Raw genomic sequence first — 18,608 nt, 5'->3', positions numbered from 1 at the left:
TTTCCCGCTTTTTATCATTTCAGAAGTAATTTCTTGCAAACCCGTTCTTTTGTAATAAGTGGATTTCAGTTACTTTTTGACCTTGCTGACTTTCAGCTTCCTTTCTTTTCCCGCCACTACATCACCCTTCCGGATCAATATTATGGTTATGACGGAATCGATTATGCGGATCATACAGTTTTTTTACTTCCATTAGGCGATCATAATTTTCTTGAAATGCACTCTTCGTTGTATCTTCGCTTGTGCCAATCGCATTGAGATACGACGCATGTTTATGGGAAGATGGCAGCAATCCTGCATAGAAAGAGTCTACCCATTGTTTACATACATCGTCGTCACCTGCCATGGCCATGATATCAACCAATAGGACAAATTTTGCATCTCGAATCGCAAACGAAGTTTCCTTGACAGGTACCCGGTTCATCTTTCCGCCAAGTGCCCATAGTTGAACGAGTATACTTGGGGCTGGTGCATTATCTATTTTATAAAGAATCTGCTCAATTGCTTCGTCCGTTAAGTCATCAAAGTAAAGGGAAGTCCCGTAAACAGGTACGTGATCCGGCACCATTGGATCCAGTTTCTTTTGAAGCGCTGTAAACGGTACAACACCTGTTTGGTCAACGATTGGTTCTGCTAACTCGCGCAGAGGCTGCATGACCGCTTCTCCTTCTTTTGCATCACCCGCATACATTCCTAAAAGCATGATTACTTTTTTATGGTGTAAAAATTCAGGTAAAAATGGTACAGGCGGCAATACAGCCGCTGTGAAATTAAGGGAAACCGCTTCATCCGGGGCTTGAGCTAAAAATTGCTGCGCCTTTTGTAAAACTTGTTTGGCATCCTTCAAATCGTACATAACATCCAAAGCCCATACTTCCGTCCCTACAGCATGCAGGGCAAATTCGAATCTGGTCACGACTCCAAAATTGCCGCCTCCGCCGCGGATGGCCCAAAATAGATCAGGATGATTCTTCTCATTCACATCAAGTAACACGCCTTCTGCCGTTACGACTCTCGCACCAACGATGTTGTCACATGTTAATCCGTACTTTCCTCTTAAATAACCGATGCCGCCGTTTAAAGCCAGCCCTGCGACACCCGTTTCAGAAACCGTTCCAGTAGGAGTGGCCAGGCCGTATTTTTGCGTTTCAAGATCAATGTCTCCAAGAATGGCCCCACCTTCTACAAGAGCTACTCTCCTCTCTTTATCCACGGTTACTTTTCTCATTTGCGATAAATCGATCATCAATCCATCATCACAAACAGCAAGACCGGCTACATGGTGTCCGCCGGCGCGAACTGAAATGGACAATTGATGTTCCTTCGCAAACTGTACGGCTGCCATCACATCATCTTCTGACTCACAAACGACGATTGCGGCTGGTTTTCTGTCGATGGCAGCGTTCCATACTTTTCTCTTCTCATCATACAACTCATCATTTGGACGTATTAATCGGCTGCCTACATGTTTTTCAAGTGTACTAAACATTTCCTAACCACCCCTGTTTTCGATATTCAAAATAGTTCATTTAGACTATTTCATTTTACCTTGTAAATGGTTAAAATTTCAATTATTTTTCTGTTTTTTCTAAATTTTTCGAAGGGTGGATTCTTTAGAACATAGTGTCTACTACTTTATTTCGCCTCAACAAGCAGCTATTATAGAGATGGCCCCTTTGCCAATTACAGAGCAGCACGGCTCAAGTGGAAGGGCCAGTCCCCCGCCGGATTAACTGCCGTAGTGAATATTCTATTCTAAGTACAAAAAAAGACTAGTTACTAATTCGTAACCAGCCGCTACCCATTACAGAGGACGATAGATAAAATGCCTGCTTCCATCCGAAACCCCTTAATATCAAAACTGTTCTCCTTTATCGACTTCGCTGGAGTTGTCTAAAATCGAGAGGTTGTTGTTGCTCTCTTTATTCCGGGTTGTTACAAGAGGAGGCTCTGGCCGATTTTGGCCATACAACCGTACATAGATTTGATCAATTTGCTCACCAGTCAAATCTCCCTGCTTTAGTAACTCCTCGGCAATCGCATGGACAAAATCGCCGTGTTCTTTGACCAGTTTTTTAACTTGCAGCATTTGGTCATGCAGCAGCTCATTGATTTTCGGTCGAAGTGCCTTGAGTGCCTCAGAGTAAGATCCTATAGAAAGCCAGCTGAACAGTTCGTCGCCCATTCCGACCATACCAAGATAGGCACCGGCCAACAATGTAGCCTGACGGAGATCAGAGGTAACGCCATTTAATTTCTTGCCAAGGAATTCTTCTTCTACCGCTCGCGCTGCCAGACAAACTTGGATGCCCGCCAGGATTTCGCTGTCACTACGATTATACCGCTCCTTCGTCGGCTTAGTGGCAGCGAGACCAAGAGCACCGCCCCTTCGGATAATCGTGACCTTCCAGACACGATCGTGAGGCTGCAGCAAGTATTGGGCAACTGCATGGCCGGCTTCGTGGTAAGCAACGTTCCGCTTCTCGTCCTCGCTCATGGAGCGAAGCGGTTGTTTGAGGCCCCATTCATAAGTCTCCATGGCGTTCCGAAAGTCTTCATAATTAGCAAGCTCCGCACCCCTCTGATGGGCGATCACAACCGACTCATTAACGATATGTTTGATCTGCGCCGGGCTGTAGCCAATCGTGTCAAGTGCTGCCCGCTCTGGTGTTAAAGTAGAATCCCGTTTAACCTTTTCGAGGTAGTACTGAAAAACGTCCAATCGTCCATCATAGTCTGGGGCATCGACCCACAGCTTCCGGTCAAAACGACCTGGGCGGAGCAGCGCAGGGTCCAGTACATCTGGCAGATTCGTAGCTGCAACCGTCAGTACAGCAGGACGTTCAGCCTTTTTACGCCGCAGTCCGAGTGAGCGAAACAACTTGGCTAACTTGGAGTTATCAAGGTTTGGCGGGTCCATCTGCAGAAGCAGTTCGTTGAGCAAACCTGCCCCTCCCATACCGAACAATCCTCCGCCACCCCCTCCAGCCTGACGGGCCATACCGATTGCATCAATCTCATCGATGAATATGATGCAGGCCCCATACACACGTGCAAGTTTACGAGCCTTCCTGTAAAGGCCCATCACCTTGAGATTGCCGACGCCAAAGAACATGTTTTGAAAGCTAGGAGCAGAGGCGTAAGCAAACGGCACCTGTGCTTCATTCGCGATTACTTGGGCCAGATAAGACTTTCCTGTACCCGGCGGTCCGCAAAGCAGCAATCCCCGGATCGCCTCGCCGCCCATCTCCTTAAACTCCTTGACCCCCTTAAGCAGGGTAACAATGCGTTTGGCATTTTCAACGATTTCGGGATTCCCTCTGTAGTCATCCCAGGTAGAACCAGTTTCGCCGGGCAGAATCCAGTACGTACGCCCCCTGGCCAGAAACCAAAAGAGCGCAACAAACTGAATGATCATAAACATCATGGCGAAGAGGAGTCGCAGAACAAATCCGAGAATCGTCAAAGTGATTTGCCAATATGTCGGGCCGCCAGCAAACAACAGGACGCCGATAAAGATAAGAGCCGCTATCCAAAGTATGAGTTTGCGCCACTTGATCCACTGATATTTCTTCATGGCCTCACTTCCCTATTTAACTGAAATTTCAGAATATTTTATGATTAATTTGCCCTTATGGTACCTGGAATAGTTGGCAGTACTTAAAAATATTTTTCTTTTGTACGAATCTGTTATTCTAGTTTTTGAATCATTCCGCCATCTTTTTCACAGTTATTTTTGAATAAAAAAACCTTCATGTATAGAAGGCTAAAAAATGTTTTATTAAAATTTCCCTTTAATATCCATTATATATTTGATAATTACAGCAAGACCGCCAATGAAATAAAATATGACAAGAATCCAACCAGTAGGATCGAGGGGAATCAGGGATATAATAATGTTCAACGGGAAGACGTAATAGAGGATATCCTTTAAATAGTCCAATACGATCGTCGGGCTGAAGGAACCTATCCAAAATGATTTGAAAAAGGCAAAAAGAAAATCAATAATCATTAATCCCAATACAGCACACATTGTGTACATCATCCAGCTTGAAAGTGTAAAGGCCATTCATCATCACCACCTTTATACATACTATGCTTGTAAAGTAGACAGGTGATGACAGCTATATAAATTTTAAAAAAGGATGGTACAATTTGTTACATACGAGAAAAAGGACCAGTCCTCCACTTTATTAATCATTTAACTTAGTGGAGTCTGATCCTATCAAGGCACTTTCCTTATCTTATAATCTATAAACTTCCTCACATTCTGCGGCTTTTGGTTCATAAAAACAGTGAAGTTTGTAACGTCCTACGTGAGGCTGATTATACCATGTTGGAGGACAATCGCCTGGCGGCCTAAAATACCATAAACTAAATTTTGCAGGCCAGATTCTCTCTCCTCCAACAACCCGCCGTGCTAAGCGTCTTTCGCTTTCTCTTGCCCTTTGATAAAAATAGCCCTTAGTCGTAGCTTCAAAGGCATGAGGTTGATAAATCATTTGCGGAATGGTACGAAGTCCTTTAAAATCGGAACAATTTGCTCTTATTCGGTTAATGCCTACATTGCCAACCATCAGCATTCCTTGAAGTCCTTCTCCCTCAGCTTCAGCCCTAAGCAATCTGGCCAAGAGGTCAATATCTGCTTGCGTATGTTTGACAACCGCCATGACTTCACCTCCGTTGTAGTTACCTTCTATAATATTGTTGTTTATTTACAATCATGACGATAAAAAGAGTGTTAGAAAAATATCCTAACACTCTAGATTATTCATAATTAATATATTATTTTATCATTGCGATTTACTTTTTACTGATTGCCCATTACTTGCAAAGAAACAATCATAAATTTGATAAAGTGCAGATAATCCCACTAACCAGTAAATTGTATTCACTAACCATTCCCAGGATCCAAACCATGCCTCTACGACATTGACACCTAATGCTACAGCAAGCCAGTTCAAACCACCAATAATCAAAAGAAGACTTGTTAAACCCGATAGGAATCTCATGTTGTCACCTCCTTGCTGCCTACTTCTAAAAGAAGTATTTCTTATTACAGTTTATGCTTGTATGTGGTGGCTATATGAATAAAATTTATTGTCATTATTGATTATTTAGAATACGATTGATCAATATTGTCGATGATTGGATTTATTTAAGAATACAATATAATGGTGAAAAATTGTTACGGATGAAAACAGATAAAACACAAGAAGAGATTATTGGGGCTTAAAGAAAAATATCATCTATTATCGCTTTTCCGAATTTAAAACCAAGCTCGGAACTCAATTACCTGAGAGTTCTAATGAATTCTTTCTCTCAATATTAATGCCGCATTCTTATGAAGCTAAAAGTCAAATGACTTTTAGCTTTTTTATTTGCTTATTTCTTATCCGATGATATTATTATAAACTACCTCAAGCTCCGTTAATGTCAACTCGTACAGTTGCCTGCCATCCGCCGTCTTCGTATACCCAACTTCAATGAGCTGATTAATAAGATACTCTTTGCGCATTTGAACTGCTTGGTTTAAGAGACCTCTCTGCATATTCGAAACATAGCTCCTTTCTTTTTAAACACCACATTTTCCTTTTTAAATCGTCAATGACCAACACATCAACAAATTTAATTGTATGCAGCAATTCCGAAGAATTGACTTTAAAATCATCATTAAATGTCTTTTTTATTTTCGATCATTGGCGGAAAAATAGAAGGGTGAAGAATACTCGCTATCTTATTTAAACCGAGTAATAATCTGGGCGAAGGACGGCAAAATAACGGTTCCTCTAATATGTACAATTGATTGTTTTTAATCGCCGCCATTTGCTCTGACTCAGGGCGTTTTAGGATCACCTTCGGATTCACTTTTTCCTTCTGTACCCCAACCCATACAATGCATATCACATCGGGATTTCTTTTTTTAACTTCGTCCCAATCTGTTTGGACACTTGCTTCAGTCTTATCTTGAAATACGTTTCTCCCTCCTGCAAGCTCACTCATTTCGGTTAACCAATTATCGGCACCAGGGGTAAAAATAGGTTTAGCCCACCATTCCCAATAAAGTGTTTTCGGCTTTTCTATTTGCTTAGATAAAAAATGGTAGTTTTCAAGGATAAGATTGTATTTCTCAAATAATCGTTTTGCTTTGTCATAAGTATTCGTCGCTTGTCCGACAAACAGCAAGCTTTCTCCAACCTCTGTTAATGTCTTAGGGTTAGGTACGATGATATATGGTATCTTTCTCTTCTTCAGCTCTTCGATATTTCGTTCCATTCCAGGTACTGTGAGAGATGCCAGTACTAAGTCAGGCTGCAGTTCTTCGACCTTGTCCATATCAATGTCTAAATCAGGACCAAGCCTTGGCAATGCGTTCACACTCTCAGGCCAATCTGAGAAATCATCCACACCTATTAAGGAAGAAGTTAAGCCTAAATAGGCCAATAATTCTGTATTACTTGGACAAATGGATATTAATTTCATCTTAGAATCTCCCTTATCCTTAAATATCGTTCTTTCATACATGCATAAATGTCTTGCGGAGAATCTTTTATTTGCTTAATAGATTCTCTCCGTGTTTGATCAATTTAAATGACGGAGTTTCGTATCCCCGTCTAAAATCAACTCGCCTTCATTCACTTTTATGACGTGCTGACCCGTTATCTTTTTACTATCAAGAGGCTCTTTGCTTCCCACAATCGTCAAATTTTGTAACCCCTTCTTCTCTCCTTTTGCAAATATATATACATAAGGATAGACGCTTTTTAATGTGGTGTTCATCGATTCGATGACTGCATCCTTTTTCGGGTTTCCGATGGCATTAATGATGAGAATTCCATCATCATTCAATTTTTCGCTTGTTAACGAAAAGAATTCCCTCGAAATTAAATGGAAAGGTACATGATGTGTGTTGTTATAGGCATCCAATACCATTACATCGAATGTATCCTTTGTTTCTTTTAATAATTTTCTGCCATCTCCAATTTCAACACTGTTCCCTTCATACTGGAAATAATCCCGGCTTACCTCCAAAACGCCCTTGTCTAGTTCCACAACTTTTACTTGCTTACCCTCTTGTTCAAATTTTCTAGTCAGTGTTCCTATTCCATGACCAATCATGAATACCTTTTCACTTTTTGGTGCAAAAACATCAGAAATCTGCCATACACTTTTGGCATAATCGACCACTAATCTGTCAGGGTCGTCCAAGTCGATGACCCCTTGAATCGTTGTCTTATTGCCAAAAGTGAGATATCGATAGTTCCCCTCTTTTCCATTAAAAGAAGTAGATTGATATACGTAGATGTCATGATACAGACTCGTTGTCTTATGGAGTATTTCAGAGGTTTTTACTTTAGCTGAAAAAAAGGGCAAAAAAACAAAAAGAAGCGCAGCCAGCACTAATAGAATTTGTGAGGCGGCTTTCACTTCAACATAGCATAAGTAAGCGAAAAATATCATAAAGGCAAATACACTGATCACTGAATGAATGTGTGTTAATGGAATGAGAAAAAACGTCGTCACCAATGTCCCCAATACACTGCCTATTGCCGATGCGGTATGGAGAGACCCAATGGCCTTCCCGCTCACCTTTTCATCCAGGCCGTCTTTCATTAGTATAGTGCCCATGCTGCTGAATATGATATTGGGAATAAAGTATAAAATAGTAACCCCCATAGTTGTTCCTAGAGTACTTGAGAAGGATTCCAAATAAGGAAACATAAAATCCTTAATCATTGGGATGAGAGCTACTGTCATGATTCCAAAAACATAAAGAAAATGCATCATTTTATGACTGTAACTCTGGTCTCCAATAAACCCGCCAGCCATATATCCAATGGATGAGCCAATGAGAAAAATGGAAATAACGATTCCCCACGTGTATACAGTGTTTCCAAACGAGGGTGCAATAAAGCGAGCGGCCGTCATCTCGAGTCCCATGATGACAAAACTAACAATAAAAAGATTAAGATAGATTCTCTTATTCATCAGCAAACTCCATTATTAGCGCTTTATTAGCATTTGATCTAATTCACGTACTTTATCATATAAATCTAATAGCTGTTCGGGCACTAATGTTCTCCCATATTCCCAGGCATTCATTTCTATTTCAGCTTTAAGACTTTCTTTTTCTTCTTCATCACCATACATTAGAATTCTTAAGTCATGTTTGTTTTTCTTAAAATCTAAATAATAACCAATCTCATGATACAGAATGATTTTAACCACATTTTCATCTGTCTCTTTCATTCTAATGTTACCTATATAACCGTTAACTTGAAGATAATTAAATTTGATTGTATTTGTTGAGACGTTATAGCTCATAGGTGCAGGTAGATGATTGTTAAATTCATAATTAATATTTAAATTGTGCTCCTGTAATGTATTTTTAATGATTTTCTCGATATCCCATGTATAAAGCATCTTATCTAGCACACTCCCCTTCAAGTATATAAAACATCTGTCATTTTACTTTTATGTACATCTACTATCAACAGCGAATTTACAACCGTTGATCACATCTAAATTCTGCGAAAAAATAAGAATGTCTTCATTTATCTTATCATGCAATGTTTACCATTCCATTGGTCTACCTCACTATTTCATTTAAAAATATTTCAGTTTCTGTCTTGAATGTCCTACTACTACTCTACCATCTGGCTCAAATCAAAAAAACATGTACTGTGAAAAAGGACCAGTCCCCCGTCAAGTGAATACTTTTACTCAACGGGGGACTGGCCCTAAATATGAAAATTAAACAGCCTTCTACTTATAGGAAGTGACTTATTTCTCCATCCATTCAGGCTTTCCAAATCCTTCAAATTCTTCATCAATCACTTTCTCAAAGTCTTCTGATTCTACAATTTCTTTTAGGTCTTTTGTTAGTTGAGAATCTTCATTTTCTGCTTTGACAGCTACGACATTGCGGTAAGGATCCATCATATTTTCAAGAGCCAATGCACTAAGCAAGTCCATCTTCGCTGCCAGCGCAAAGTTTCCTGGTACGGCTGCTAAGTCCGCACTTTCTACTGAACGGGGAAGCTGGCCTGCTTCAATTGGCTGGAACACTAAATTTTTCTTATTTTCTACGATATCTTTTTCAGAAACGGTAAGCGGATCTGTCTTCTCATCGAGTTTGATTAACCCCTCATCTTCCAATGTATTGAAAGCACGGGCTGCATTCGTCGGGTCATTTGGAACCGTAACAGTTGCTCCTTCTTTTACTTCATCTAGAGACTGGTACGTGTTCGAGTAGATTCCCATCGGTGCTGTTGGAACCGAAATTAATGCCGTTAAGTCCATATTATTTTCTTTTTCAAAATTCTCAAGGTAAATCGTGTGCTGGAACAAGTTCGCTTGAATATCCCCTTGATCCAATGCCATATTAGGTTGGATGTAATCGCTGAATTCTACAATCTCTACTTTATATCCCTTTTCTTCTAACTCTGGTGCAATGGCTTTCTTCACCATATCACTATAAGGACCGGCAGTCGCACCAAATTTAACTTCTTTCGTATCCGTGTTTGCCTCTTCATTGCCGCCTGTGTTACCACACGCTGATAAAGCTCCCGCAACAAATAATGGAATAAAAGCTTTAAGCCATTTTTTCATCATCTTCTCCCTCTTTCTCTTTATCTTTTATCTACAACTTTGGCGATAAAATCACCTAAAAGCTGAACAACTTGAACTAGAACAATTAAGATGACAACTGTTGCAATCATAATTGTATTGTCATATCGATAATAACCAAAGCGGATGGCCAAGTCTCCGATTCCCCCGCCGCCGACAGTACCGGCCATGGCCGAAAACCCAATTAAACTAATAAGGGTTAAGGTAATACCCGAAATAATTCCGGATTTGGCTTCCAGCAACAATACCTCCTTTATGATCATCCACGGAGTGGCACCGGCAGCCACAGCTGCTTCAATGACTCCGTTATCAATCTCCCTTAAAGCAGTTTCCACAATCCGGGCAAAAAATGGAATGGCCGCAACGGAAAGAGAAACACTTGCTGCGGTTGGCCCAATGGTTGTACCTACCAAAAACTTTGTAAATGGAAGTAACGCCACCAATAAAATAATAAATGGAATCGACCGTACCATATTTACTACAAAATCTAATACCGATTTGGCTAAACGATTTTCAAAAAACAAACCCTTATCAGTGACATATAATAAAATCCCGATTGGCAGCCCGACTACCACTGAAACTGCCAGAGAGATGGTAATCATATAAATCGTTTGAATAAATGCCTGATTTATATCAGGAAGTAGTTCTATCAAATGATTAAAATCAAAGCCCATTACGTAACACCTCCACTATCGCTTCCCGTTTTTCAATATACTGAAGGGCGGTGTTAATTTCTTCTGTTTGTCCTTTTAGTTCCATAATGAAGATACCAAGCGGCATTTCTTGAATATATTCAATGGAACCGTGAAGAAAGTTGCCTTTCACATTAAATTGCTGAAGTGTATCTGAAATAATCCCTTCGCCGGCGACTTTCCCTTTGAACATGATTTTCACAATCGGTCCTTCACAGCGGCTGACAATCGCCTCAGGTACTTCAAAGGAAACGACGCTTTCGATAAACTCTTTTGTTAATTCGTTCTTTGGATCGGCGAAGATGTCATAGACAGAACCTTCTTCAATGACCTTTCCACCTTGCATGATCGCCATTCGGTTGCAAATTTCCTTTACAACATCCATTTCATGAGTAATGAGGACAATGGTAATGTTGAATTCTTTATTGATCTTTTTCAATAAATTCAAAATGGACTTGGTCGTCTTTGGGTCCAAAGCAGATGTAGCTTCATCACATAAAAGCACCGTCGGGTTATTGGCAAGCGCCCTTGCAATGGCAACCCGTTGTTTTTGTCCCCCGCTCAGCTGTGCCGGGTAAACATCTCTTTTATCGGAAAGCCCAACCATTTCAAGCAATTCTTCTACCCGCCCCTTTATTTGATCTGCCGGCATTTTTGCAGCTTTTAATGCAAAAGCAATGTTCTCAAACACGGTTTTTTGGCTAATTAAATAAAAATGCTGGAAAATCATCCCGATTTTTAACCTTGCCACCCGCAAGTTTTCACCCTTTAAAGATGTTAAATCAGTCCCATCCACCGTAATCGTTCCGGATGTAGGTCTCTCCAATAAATTAATACAGCGAAGCAAGGAGCTTTTTCCGGCACCGGAATATCCTACAATCCCATAGATTTCTCCTTCTTGAATGGTGATCGAGACTTCATCCACACCTTTCACTAACCCGTTTTTCGTTTTGTAAATCTTTGAAAGATTTTGAATTTCAATCATATGATGACCCCATTTTCTCTAAAGCTAGTATTTCCGAGCGAGTTGTTCTCGGGATTATGACATACACAGGAGAGCAGTGTCTTTGAAAATATGTTCAAATCTATATATATACATTCTAATTAATAGATTTGTTCAAAGAATCAGCTCCCAACCCATCATTCAAATAAAAAAATGCCCCTTTCAACTGAAAAGAGCATCGAAACATAATCTATATTTCGACTTATCTTTCAGAATGAAAGCCATTCTGCAGGAATTGGCACCTTCCCAATAAGGGGGTTGCCGGACGTCATAGGGCCTAATCCCTCGGTCTCTCTGGATAAGTATTATGAATAATTGGACTCTTTAAATAATACAAGTATATTATGTCTTTGTCAACCAAAATATAGCATTTTGTATTCTGTATACATTTCACTTAATAACTGACCCCAACTTGAATGTGACTGCAAGCTTTATCCTCGAGAGGTTTAATTTATTCCCCTCCGTGTAAACTAAAAGAAAAGAAGACAAAACAGGCAGGAGGAAAGCTAAATGAATGAAACGACCTTTTTTTTGAAAGAAACAGCAACAGATCAGTCCATCATTAATGTTGAACACATTTTGGCTGGCATGAAAGGAATCGAAAAGGTGTCAGTAGATACGACTGATGGCGAGGTAAAAGTCGAGTTTGATCATACGAAGATCTCAAGAGAACGAATTGCCATCACTTTGCAGCAGCATAACTTCAATATCCAATAAATTTTCTTTCAACGCATACTACGCTAATATCAGGCTGTACAACATGATATTCTCCTTCATCCTCTGCAGCAGATAACCTAACGTCAAATGGAGCTGTATATACTTCACGTGTTTTCCCTTTTAGGAATGTATATAGTTCACCTCTTAGTTGAGTGACAATACGTTGGTGCTGCCGTGATGGTGCAGTCTGCATATAGGGAATGCCATCAATGATTTCATAGCGTGACTCATCAGACCATGTCACATATTCAGCGTATGTTACTTTCTTACGATGAAGTTGATTCATACTCATAAGAACAGCACGATATTGGCAAACCTGCTCGATGGGGAGAATATGTATATATAGTGAAAAGAAACGAGCCAAGTGAACTTGCTTTCTCATCTTACTAAAACGATTTATTGATTAGCTGGCTCGTTTCCATTAACCAACGCTTTCCATGTGTCTAAATAATGAATGGAGATGCCTTCGATATACTTTTCCTGTTTCAACGTTTCTTGCAGCTTTTTCATGCTTGAATAAAATTGGTCTTTACCTTTTCCGTAAAAAGATATTTTCTCAACTTCCGATTTTCTCGTCTCTACGGCAACTATGAGAGATGTTTTATATTTTTTTGACCATTCTATTTCGGCTTCTATGTGTTTTAATAAACCATCCTGACCAAATAACTTATTGCGATAGGCCATTATAATAATTCCATTGGTCTCTTTAAAAATAGCCTCTGCCAACGATAGGCCATTCTCGCCTGGTATATTATCAAACCAAAACGGGACAGTCCACTTGATTGGCAACTCAGTTTCCATGCTCTCAATCTTCCGTATGAATGATAGAAATTGAACAGAGATACTTTTAGCATCCCTGTCCCATTCAGGCAATAAGTATGGTTCAACATCAAATACAATGCCTGCAAACGGAAATGCTGACTGTTCATTATACTCCTTCACCGAAGACAGCCATTCAACCACCTCTCCGTTTTCATATATCCATGTTGGATCTCCTTGTAATGCATAAACCTCCATATCCATTTCATTTGCTCTTTTAATCACAGATGAGACTTGTTCAAAATTGATATCCTTCTCAATGTAATAGTACAATTGATTTACATCATTTTTTTTGGCAAACTGTAGATCAACGTCAGCACGACCGTCCCATATCCATGTACTTATTACCTTCTGTTGGTTAACAGCATAATCCTTAACAAAGTAAAGTGAAGCAAATACAATTAATAGAATGAAAATTCCAAACTTTATTCTCACTACCATTCAACCCTGTTCTTAATCAGATATCTGTCCTATAATAAGGTCCTTAAATGCATCAGGTACGATTACATAGGTCGTGTCATCCTGTGATGTTAACTCCTCTAACAGATCTTTCTCATAGCCTTCAAACATATCAATTTTTTCAAACGGTATGCCATATTTGTTAGCCAATGACATTTGCATTTGTAATTCTTCTGAATGAATACTTGCTGCATACACCATCACAACCTTTTGGACACCCCGCGCTACTATATGTTCTTCCCATTCCCCTTCAGCTAGGCTGGGGCCAAATACCTCTTTGCGATTGACGACTTCAATTTGGCCATTTTGAGTGAGAGTGTCATCTAATTTCTTTGGATATCCGAATTCAAATCCATTTAAAATAGTTATCAACTGTTCATTTGAATGTAACCCGCTGTCTTCATAAACATATAAAGGAGCATCCTTTTTGTATATTTCACGCGCCGCTTTATATAAATCACCAATACTTGTGCTGTCAATTTTCACAAAAGTTCCCTGAGGTTGGGCAGGAACTTCTTTCCCATATTGAATTTCGTGGATACCAGCTTGAAGTAGTCGAGACACATCCGGCCTTCTATCCCCGACCGCCATCCAATTTCCTATCACAGTTGTATTGGGAGGAAGAGCCGTGTGGTCGATTGGGGCTAAACCTTTCTTTAAATATAAATGCAGTTTCAGCATTCTTTCGTCAGTTGTAAAGCTGTGAACGTAAATGGTATGCTGGGCCGATTGGAGATACGCCGCCAATTTTTCTGTATCCTCTTTGTCAAAGGGCAAATCCGCAATAGGAGTAAACACGATGTCATTCTCTAATGCCAGTTTTCTCTCTTTTTGATAAGAATTGGATTGGGGGTCGACAAGCGATACGATTTCTTTCACTTCTTTTCTTAACAAATCAAACCATTCACCATCTGTCGGATAGGGGCCGACGATGATTCTTTCGCTCTCATGAGCAAACACGAAGCCCCGTTCGAAATCATCGTCCAATATAACATCTCGTTCCTCAGCCTCCACTCCAGTCACATTCATCACTAACCGCTTAATATAATCAACGCGGTGTTTTCCCAAATAACAGTGAACATAATAGCGCCCGTTTTGATCTTTGTTAATTAACTCCAAAATTCCATTGATGGATTGTTGATTATCGCCAATCCATGGCAGCATGGGAAAAGAATGGATCGACAATCCAACCTCTTTCCCATTCGCCAGTTCATCAGTCAGCAGCTTATTTTCAAACACAATTGTGGGGCTCAATAACGTAATAATGCCGTCATATCCTTCTTCCTTAATCCGTTTCATATCTTCAAGCTGGGGGTATGGCCCGAATGTAAATCTTTCGCTTGATTCTTGAATCTCCCCGCGGCTCAAGGCTACAAGTGCCGTGTCTGTATTCACGAACATATAGAACACAAATGATGCATTGGCAGCTGCTATGCCCGCAATCACATAAGCTAGAATCTTTCTTTTTTTCTTGACAATGAATCTATAAAACAAGTAAGAGACAAGGAAGCCAAATATCACCCATCCGTACACAAAGTATTTCATCATCTCATCAATTTCTTTCTGCGTTTTGCCAAGCTGTACGAGCCACTCCTCAAAGGGAACCATGAAAAACAGAAGAAAATAGCCTCCCCCTGAAAATCCGAAGGAACCAAGAAATAATAATGTAATGATTACCTTTACATACTTGGACATGTCATCCCTCCTCTGCGAGCTGCTCTCGAATAATATGGTTCATTAACGGGACATACACTTCCCAAAAAAATCGATCCATCGGATTAAAAAAAGCGTTTACAGAGTAAAACCAGGCAGGCAGACGCCAATGAGTGTAATAGCTGGTATTAACATCCGCAAAATCTCCGGCAAAATAATACGTTTTCTCGTCCTTATTAAGCAAAATGGCTGGATATTTCAGCGGAATCCCGTTTTTCGCCAAAACCTTTTTGGCCTGTTCACTTATGTTTAGTTCGTAGTTCGCTTCTACGGTTACTTTTTCAGACGGGATGACAATATCAAACCAATAGCCGTAAGCCGAGTCCTTCACATGTTCATATGTTCCTGCCGCCTCTTTCGACCATCTGAAGTCTACTTGGCCTTCAAAATCTTGTTCGCGAATGATGACGACTTTATCTGTTTCGTCTGCAAAGACTAACCCTCTACCGGTCAAATCCCATTGTTCCCCTGTTTGGACTTCCCAATTTTTTTTCAACCAAACCGGGACCTCTTTATCTTCCAAGTCGGGAAAGTACCGCCCGATCCATCCCGACCATTCTATCCCTAAATTTTGCTCGACAACCTTTCTCGTAGGAACTTCCGTCGGAGAAGCGAGAGAATTGAATTCGACGATCAATGTATTGTCACTCGTCTTTTTATCCATGATCCTGTTCCATTCAAATATCGTCAATCCGCCGTAAATTAAGGGGGAACGTTCACCTCGCACATTATCCTGCAAGTCTGCCTCATACACGCCATACGTATCGGCAACATATAAAATATCAACGGCGTCCGGCATTTCAAACTCCGTATCCCCTTTATAGTCCTCCGGATCATATCCATAGTAATCTTTCATCAACTCATATTTGGTATGTTTATCTTTGCGTACCTTATTATGCTCCAACACTGTGAACAAGCCCAAATGCTCTCTATAATCGTTTTTCGGTACAGTTTTATCAATGACGAAAAGTTGCAGCCCTTTTTCCTCCATCAAATGCCACATCAGGAAAGGATACACCATGAGATAAAGAATAAACGCTGCTGTTCCATATATGACTATCTGCTTAACCATGTCTATCTTCCGCCTTTTCTATCGAAAATCCTTTTCGCTCCATATTTCCCCACCGTTGCTGCTTTAACGGATATTTCAGGAAAGCGATCGTCCTCCATAGGGCGTTTACTTGGCGATACCAGAAGTTCTCTACGACGCTGTAAAATAAAAGAAGGAGGAATTCTTTTATGCTTGTGTACTTTCGAAAGCTAAGCTCCTCCAGCAGTACGGCACTCATGGATAAAAACACCCCGAGCACAAAAGTAGCGAAAATGAACAAAATTGCAAACGAAATATTGACTATGTCCAAGTATAGTCCCACAAGCATAAAGACAAATCCGATCAATTCAATGGTCGGACCTAACAATTCCACAATAAAGAAATAAGGAATGGCTATAAGTCCCATGACTTTATATTTTGGATTTAAAAATAAACCTCGATGCTTGATTAAGCTTTGAAGCAGCCCCAAATGCCATCTGACACGCTGGTTGTACAACACTTTTAATGATGAAGGTGCTTCCGTCCAACAAATGGGGTTAGGCAGGAAGACGACCTTTGCCTTGCTTTTAATGTCGTACAAATGTTTTTGAAGGCGGATCACAATCTCCATGTCCTCGCCGACTGTTGCAGTGTCATATCCGCCGATGTCGATTATCTCCCTTTTTCTAAATATCCCGAAGGCCCCCGAAATAATCAGCAATGAATTGATGCCGCTAAACCCTAGACGTCCCATTAAAAAAGAACGCAAGTATTCAATAATTTGATGGATGACGATCGGATTCTTCGGCATTCCGACATTCAATATCCTTCCATTTTCAATCGTGCATCCGTTGCCAATCCGAACAATTCCGCCGCAAGCGACAATGTCTTCTTCTTCTTCTATGAACGGCTGCACGGTCTTTAACAAGGCGTCCCTTTCCAACACAGAATCTGCGTCCACACTGCATATATAAGGATATGTCGATGCATTAATCCCTGCATTCAACGCATCCGCTTTTCCACCATTGTCTTTGTCGATCACGATAAGATGAGGGTATAGAACGGAGCGGTACACTTTTTTCACTTTTTCCGTTTTAATTTGGTTACGAATCGGAAAGTTCAACTCATGAAGTGAAAACTGGTCGATTAATGTTTCCAATGTCCCATCCGTACTGCCATCATTAATCACAATCACTTCATATTCAGGGTATTCAAGCAATAAAAAAGAAAGTAAACTGTTTTGGATGGTCACTTCTTCATTATAAGACGGGACAATAATAGAAATCGGTACCGTTAGTTGGGATGTATTGATTTCTTTATATGTTTTATATACGCTTTTTCTCATATGATATCTGATTTCAACTAAGGATAATACCAATAATGTAATATAAAACATATCCACTAAAATGACATACGAGAAAATAGTTCGATTCACTAGGTTGAAAAAATCCACGAAAAATGTATTCAAGATATTTTACCTCTTAAGTTTTTTTCCTGAAGTACTTTGTTCGCTATATCGCGTGCATATTTATCTTCATGATGTTCACTCGCCCATTTCAACCTGCTTTTTCCCCCGGTCCCCAAATCATAAAGGGCTTGAGCCGCTCTTAACCTAACCCACCAATTTGGATCTTTTAACGAATGATTTTCAAGCATAGGAATGCCGCGCTCCATTTTGCATTTATGAACCACATATACAGCCAGCACTCTCTCTTGCCACTGTTCCGATAATAAGGATGCTAAAATGGGCTCTTCTACAAGGTATATACCGATGTTGCCAATTGCCCTTAATGCTTGAAGGCGAATTTCATTTGAGGGAGAATGTAATGAAAATGTAATAAGCGGAAGGTATCTTGCTGCTTTCTTCTTCCCTATGATTTCGATAAATAGCTCTTGCAGCCTAGGGGAAGCTTGTTTAAACTTGCTGACGATATAATCCAGATCGTCGGTCGCGTTCGTTCCGCGAGTCATAATATCACCTAAATGTACAACCGCTTTCTGTGGTAAACGCTGGTCATTTTCCAGTAAATAGTCGACTATATATTGGGAGCGGCCCATTTGACAAAGAGCCTTTGCTGATAAGTACAGCAGGTCAAATTCTTTCGCATATAAATGTTGTTTGATAGAAGGAGTAAATTGAACCAAATGCAGTTTACCAGCGATGGATATTCCTTCTGCAGCAATCCACCATCTTTGGTCCTCGATCATTTCCTCCACTTCTTGAACCATTCCATTGGCATCAGCAATCGTGATGAGCCTCTCTCGTGCCTCATCACTATCAATCACTTCTGCGATTTCCAGAATCGTCGATTTAATCACTCGTTTTTTCCAGAGCGCATCGACAGCTAGAAGACCAGCGGCTTGTCCACTGTCCGACGTGACATAGGCAGTCATGTTTAGCAGTATACTATGGTAGTAGGTATCAGATCGCTTGGAATGGTAATTCAAATACATTTTGCGAAGAAACAAATAACTAAATAAAATAAAGAGCGCTGCTGAAAACAACGTTGTCAGCAGTAACATAAAATATACTGTTATAACCATT

At 40.2% G+C, this 18,608-nt stretch carries 19 protein-coding genes and 1 riboswitch; of the genes, 1 reads left to right on the top strand and 18 read right to left on the bottom strand.

The genetic code is table 11. The features are described 5' to 3' along the window. Positions 1 to 121: 121 nt before the first annotated feature. From BK575_RS09020 to BK575_RS08965, 12 genes are all read right to left on the bottom strand, one after another. Positions 122 to 1,489, bottom strand: a complete 1,368-nt coding sequence (locus BK575_RS09020; RefSeq protein ID WP_078410090.1) for an FAD-binding oxidoreductase — start codon at positions 1,487 to 1,489, stop codon at positions 122 to 124. Between the two features lie 366 nt (positions 1,490 to 1,855). After that, on the bottom strand, positions 1,856 to 3,577 hold the full coding sequence (locus tag BK575_RS09015; protein WP_078410089.1) for an AAA family ATPase: 1,722 nt from the start codon (positions 3,575 to 3,577) through the stop codon (positions 1,856 to 1,858). Between the two features lie 204 nt (positions 3,578 to 3,781). Beyond that, positions 3,782 to 4,069: a hypothetical protein gene (locus tag BK575_RS09010; RefSeq protein ID WP_078410088.1), complete on the bottom strand. Its 288-nt coding sequence runs from the start codon at positions 4,067 to 4,069 to the stop codon at positions 3,782 to 3,784. Between the two features lie 175 nt (positions 4,070 to 4,244). Beyond that, positions 4,245 to 4,670: a cell wall hydrolase gene (locus BK575_RS09005; RefSeq protein ID WP_078410087.1), complete on the bottom strand. Its 426-nt coding sequence runs from the start codon at positions 4,668 to 4,670 to the stop codon at positions 4,245 to 4,247. A 123-nt stretch (positions 4,671 to 4,793) separates the two neighbouring features. Beyond that, complete coding sequence (locus tag BK575_RS09000) at positions 4,794 to 5,012, bottom strand: DUF378 domain-containing protein (RefSeq protein ID WP_078410086.1); 219 nt, start codon at positions 5,010 to 5,012, stop codon at positions 4,794 to 4,796. Between the two features lie 380 nt (positions 5,013 to 5,392). Further along, positions 5,393 to 5,551, bottom strand: coding sequence for a Fur-regulated basic protein FbpA (locus BK575_RS08995; RefSeq protein ID WP_078410085.1), 159 nt, complete (start codon positions 5,549 to 5,551; stop codon positions 5,393 to 5,395). 122 nt (positions 5,552 to 5,673) lie between these two features. Next, complete coding sequence (locus BK575_RS08990; RefSeq protein WP_078410084.1) at positions 5,674 to 6,483, bottom strand: cobalamin-binding protein; 810 nt, start codon at positions 6,481 to 6,483, stop codon at positions 5,674 to 5,676. 99 nt (positions 6,484 to 6,582) lie between these two features. Then, positions 6,583 to 7,989 carry a fused MFS/spermidine synthase gene (locus tag BK575_RS08985; RefSeq protein ID WP_078410083.1) on the bottom strand — a complete coding sequence of 469 codons (1,407 nt, stop codon included), beginning with the start codon at positions 7,987 to 7,989 and terminating at the stop codon, positions 6,583 to 6,585. A 15-nt stretch (positions 7,990 to 8,004) separates the two neighbouring features. Continuing rightward, complete coding sequence (locus tag BK575_RS08980; RefSeq protein ID WP_078410082.1) at positions 8,005 to 8,424, bottom strand: hypothetical protein; 420 nt, start codon at positions 8,422 to 8,424, stop codon at positions 8,005 to 8,007. Positions 8,425 to 8,784: 360 nt separating this feature from the next. After that, positions 8,785 to 9,612 carry a MetQ/NlpA family ABC transporter substrate-binding protein gene (locus tag BK575_RS08975; RefSeq protein ID WP_078414714.1) on the bottom strand — a complete coding sequence of 276 codons (828 nt, stop codon included), beginning with the start codon at positions 9,610 to 9,612 and terminating at the stop codon, positions 8,785 to 8,787. A 20-nt stretch (positions 9,613 to 9,632) separates the two neighbouring features. After that, positions 9,633 to 10,304 (bottom strand): methionine ABC transporter permease, encoded by a 672-nt coding sequence (locus BK575_RS08970; RefSeq protein ID WP_078410081.1) that lies wholly within the window; start codon positions 10,302 to 10,304, stop codon positions 9,633 to 9,635. Beyond that, a complete protein-coding gene (locus BK575_RS08965; protein WP_078410080.1) occupies positions 10,294 to 11,307 on the bottom strand; it encodes a methionine ABC transporter ATP-binding protein in 1,014 nt (337 codons plus the stop codon). The genes BK575_RS08970 and BK575_RS08965 overlap by 11 nt, the downstream gene beginning before the upstream one ends. Positions 11,308 to 11,524: 217 nt before the next feature. Beyond that, a riboswitch (SAM riboswitch) is annotated at positions 11,525 to 11,630 on the bottom strand. A 205-nt stretch (positions 11,631 to 11,835) separates the two neighbouring features. On the opposite strand from BK575_RS08965, the gene BK575_RS08960 reads away from it, so the two are divergent. Continuing rightward, on the top strand, positions 11,836 to 12,042 hold the full coding sequence (locus BK575_RS08960; RefSeq protein ID WP_078410079.1) for a heavy-metal-associated domain-containing protein: 207 nt from the start codon (positions 11,836 to 11,838) through the stop codon (positions 12,040 to 12,042). Here the strand turns inward: BK575_RS08960 and BK575_RS08955 are convergent. The 6 genes from BK575_RS08955 to BK575_RS08930 all read right to left on the bottom strand — a co-directional run bounded on the left by BK575_RS08955 (position 12,029) and on the right by BK575_RS08930 (position 18,607). Then, a complete protein-coding gene (locus BK575_RS08955) occupies positions 12,029 to 12,334 on the bottom strand; it encodes a Uma2 family endonuclease (RefSeq protein WP_169907672.1) in 306 nt (101 codons plus the stop codon). The two genes, BK575_RS08960 and BK575_RS08955, sit on opposite strands and share 14 nt — an antisense overlap. A gap of 104 nt (positions 12,335 to 12,438) precedes the next feature. Next, positions 12,439 to 13,296, bottom strand: coding sequence for a hypothetical protein (locus BK575_RS08950; RefSeq protein ID WP_139368002.1), 858 nt, complete (start codon positions 13,294 to 13,296; stop codon positions 12,439 to 12,441). Positions 13,297 to 13,314: 18 nt separating this feature from the next. Further along, positions 13,315 to 15,015 carry a protein-tyrosine phosphatase family protein gene (locus BK575_RS08945; RefSeq protein WP_078410076.1) on the bottom strand — a complete coding sequence of 567 codons (1,701 nt, stop codon included), beginning with the start codon at positions 15,013 to 15,015 and terminating at the stop codon, positions 13,315 to 13,317. Position 15,016: 1 nt separating this feature from the next. After that, on the bottom strand, positions 15,017 to 16,105 hold the full coding sequence (locus BK575_RS08940; RefSeq protein WP_078410075.1) for a hypothetical protein: 1,089 nt from the start codon (positions 16,103 to 16,105) through the stop codon (positions 15,017 to 15,019). Beyond that, positions 16,098 to 17,531, bottom strand: a complete 1,434-nt coding sequence (locus BK575_RS08935) for a glycosyltransferase family 2 protein (RefSeq protein WP_078410074.1) — start codon at positions 17,529 to 17,531, stop codon at positions 16,098 to 16,100. Before BK575_RS08935 ends, BK575_RS08940 begins: the two co-directional genes overlap by 8 nt. Next, entirely contained in the window at positions 17,528 to 18,607 is a 1,080-nt protein-coding gene (locus BK575_RS08930; protein WP_078410073.1) for a HEAT repeat domain-containing protein, read from the bottom strand. The genes BK575_RS08935 and BK575_RS08930 overlap by 4 nt, the downstream gene beginning before the upstream one ends. Position 18,608 lies beyond the last annotated feature (1 nt).

Source organism: Priestia abyssalis (assembly GCF_002019595.1).
In the GTDB taxonomy this organism is placed as follows: Bacteria; Bacillota; Bacilli; order Bacillales; family Bacillaceae_H; genus Bacillus_BA; species Bacillus_BA abyssalis.
The sequence above is the reverse complement of the archived record's forward strand: the minus strand, read 5'-3'. Positions and strand labels throughout refer to the sequence as shown.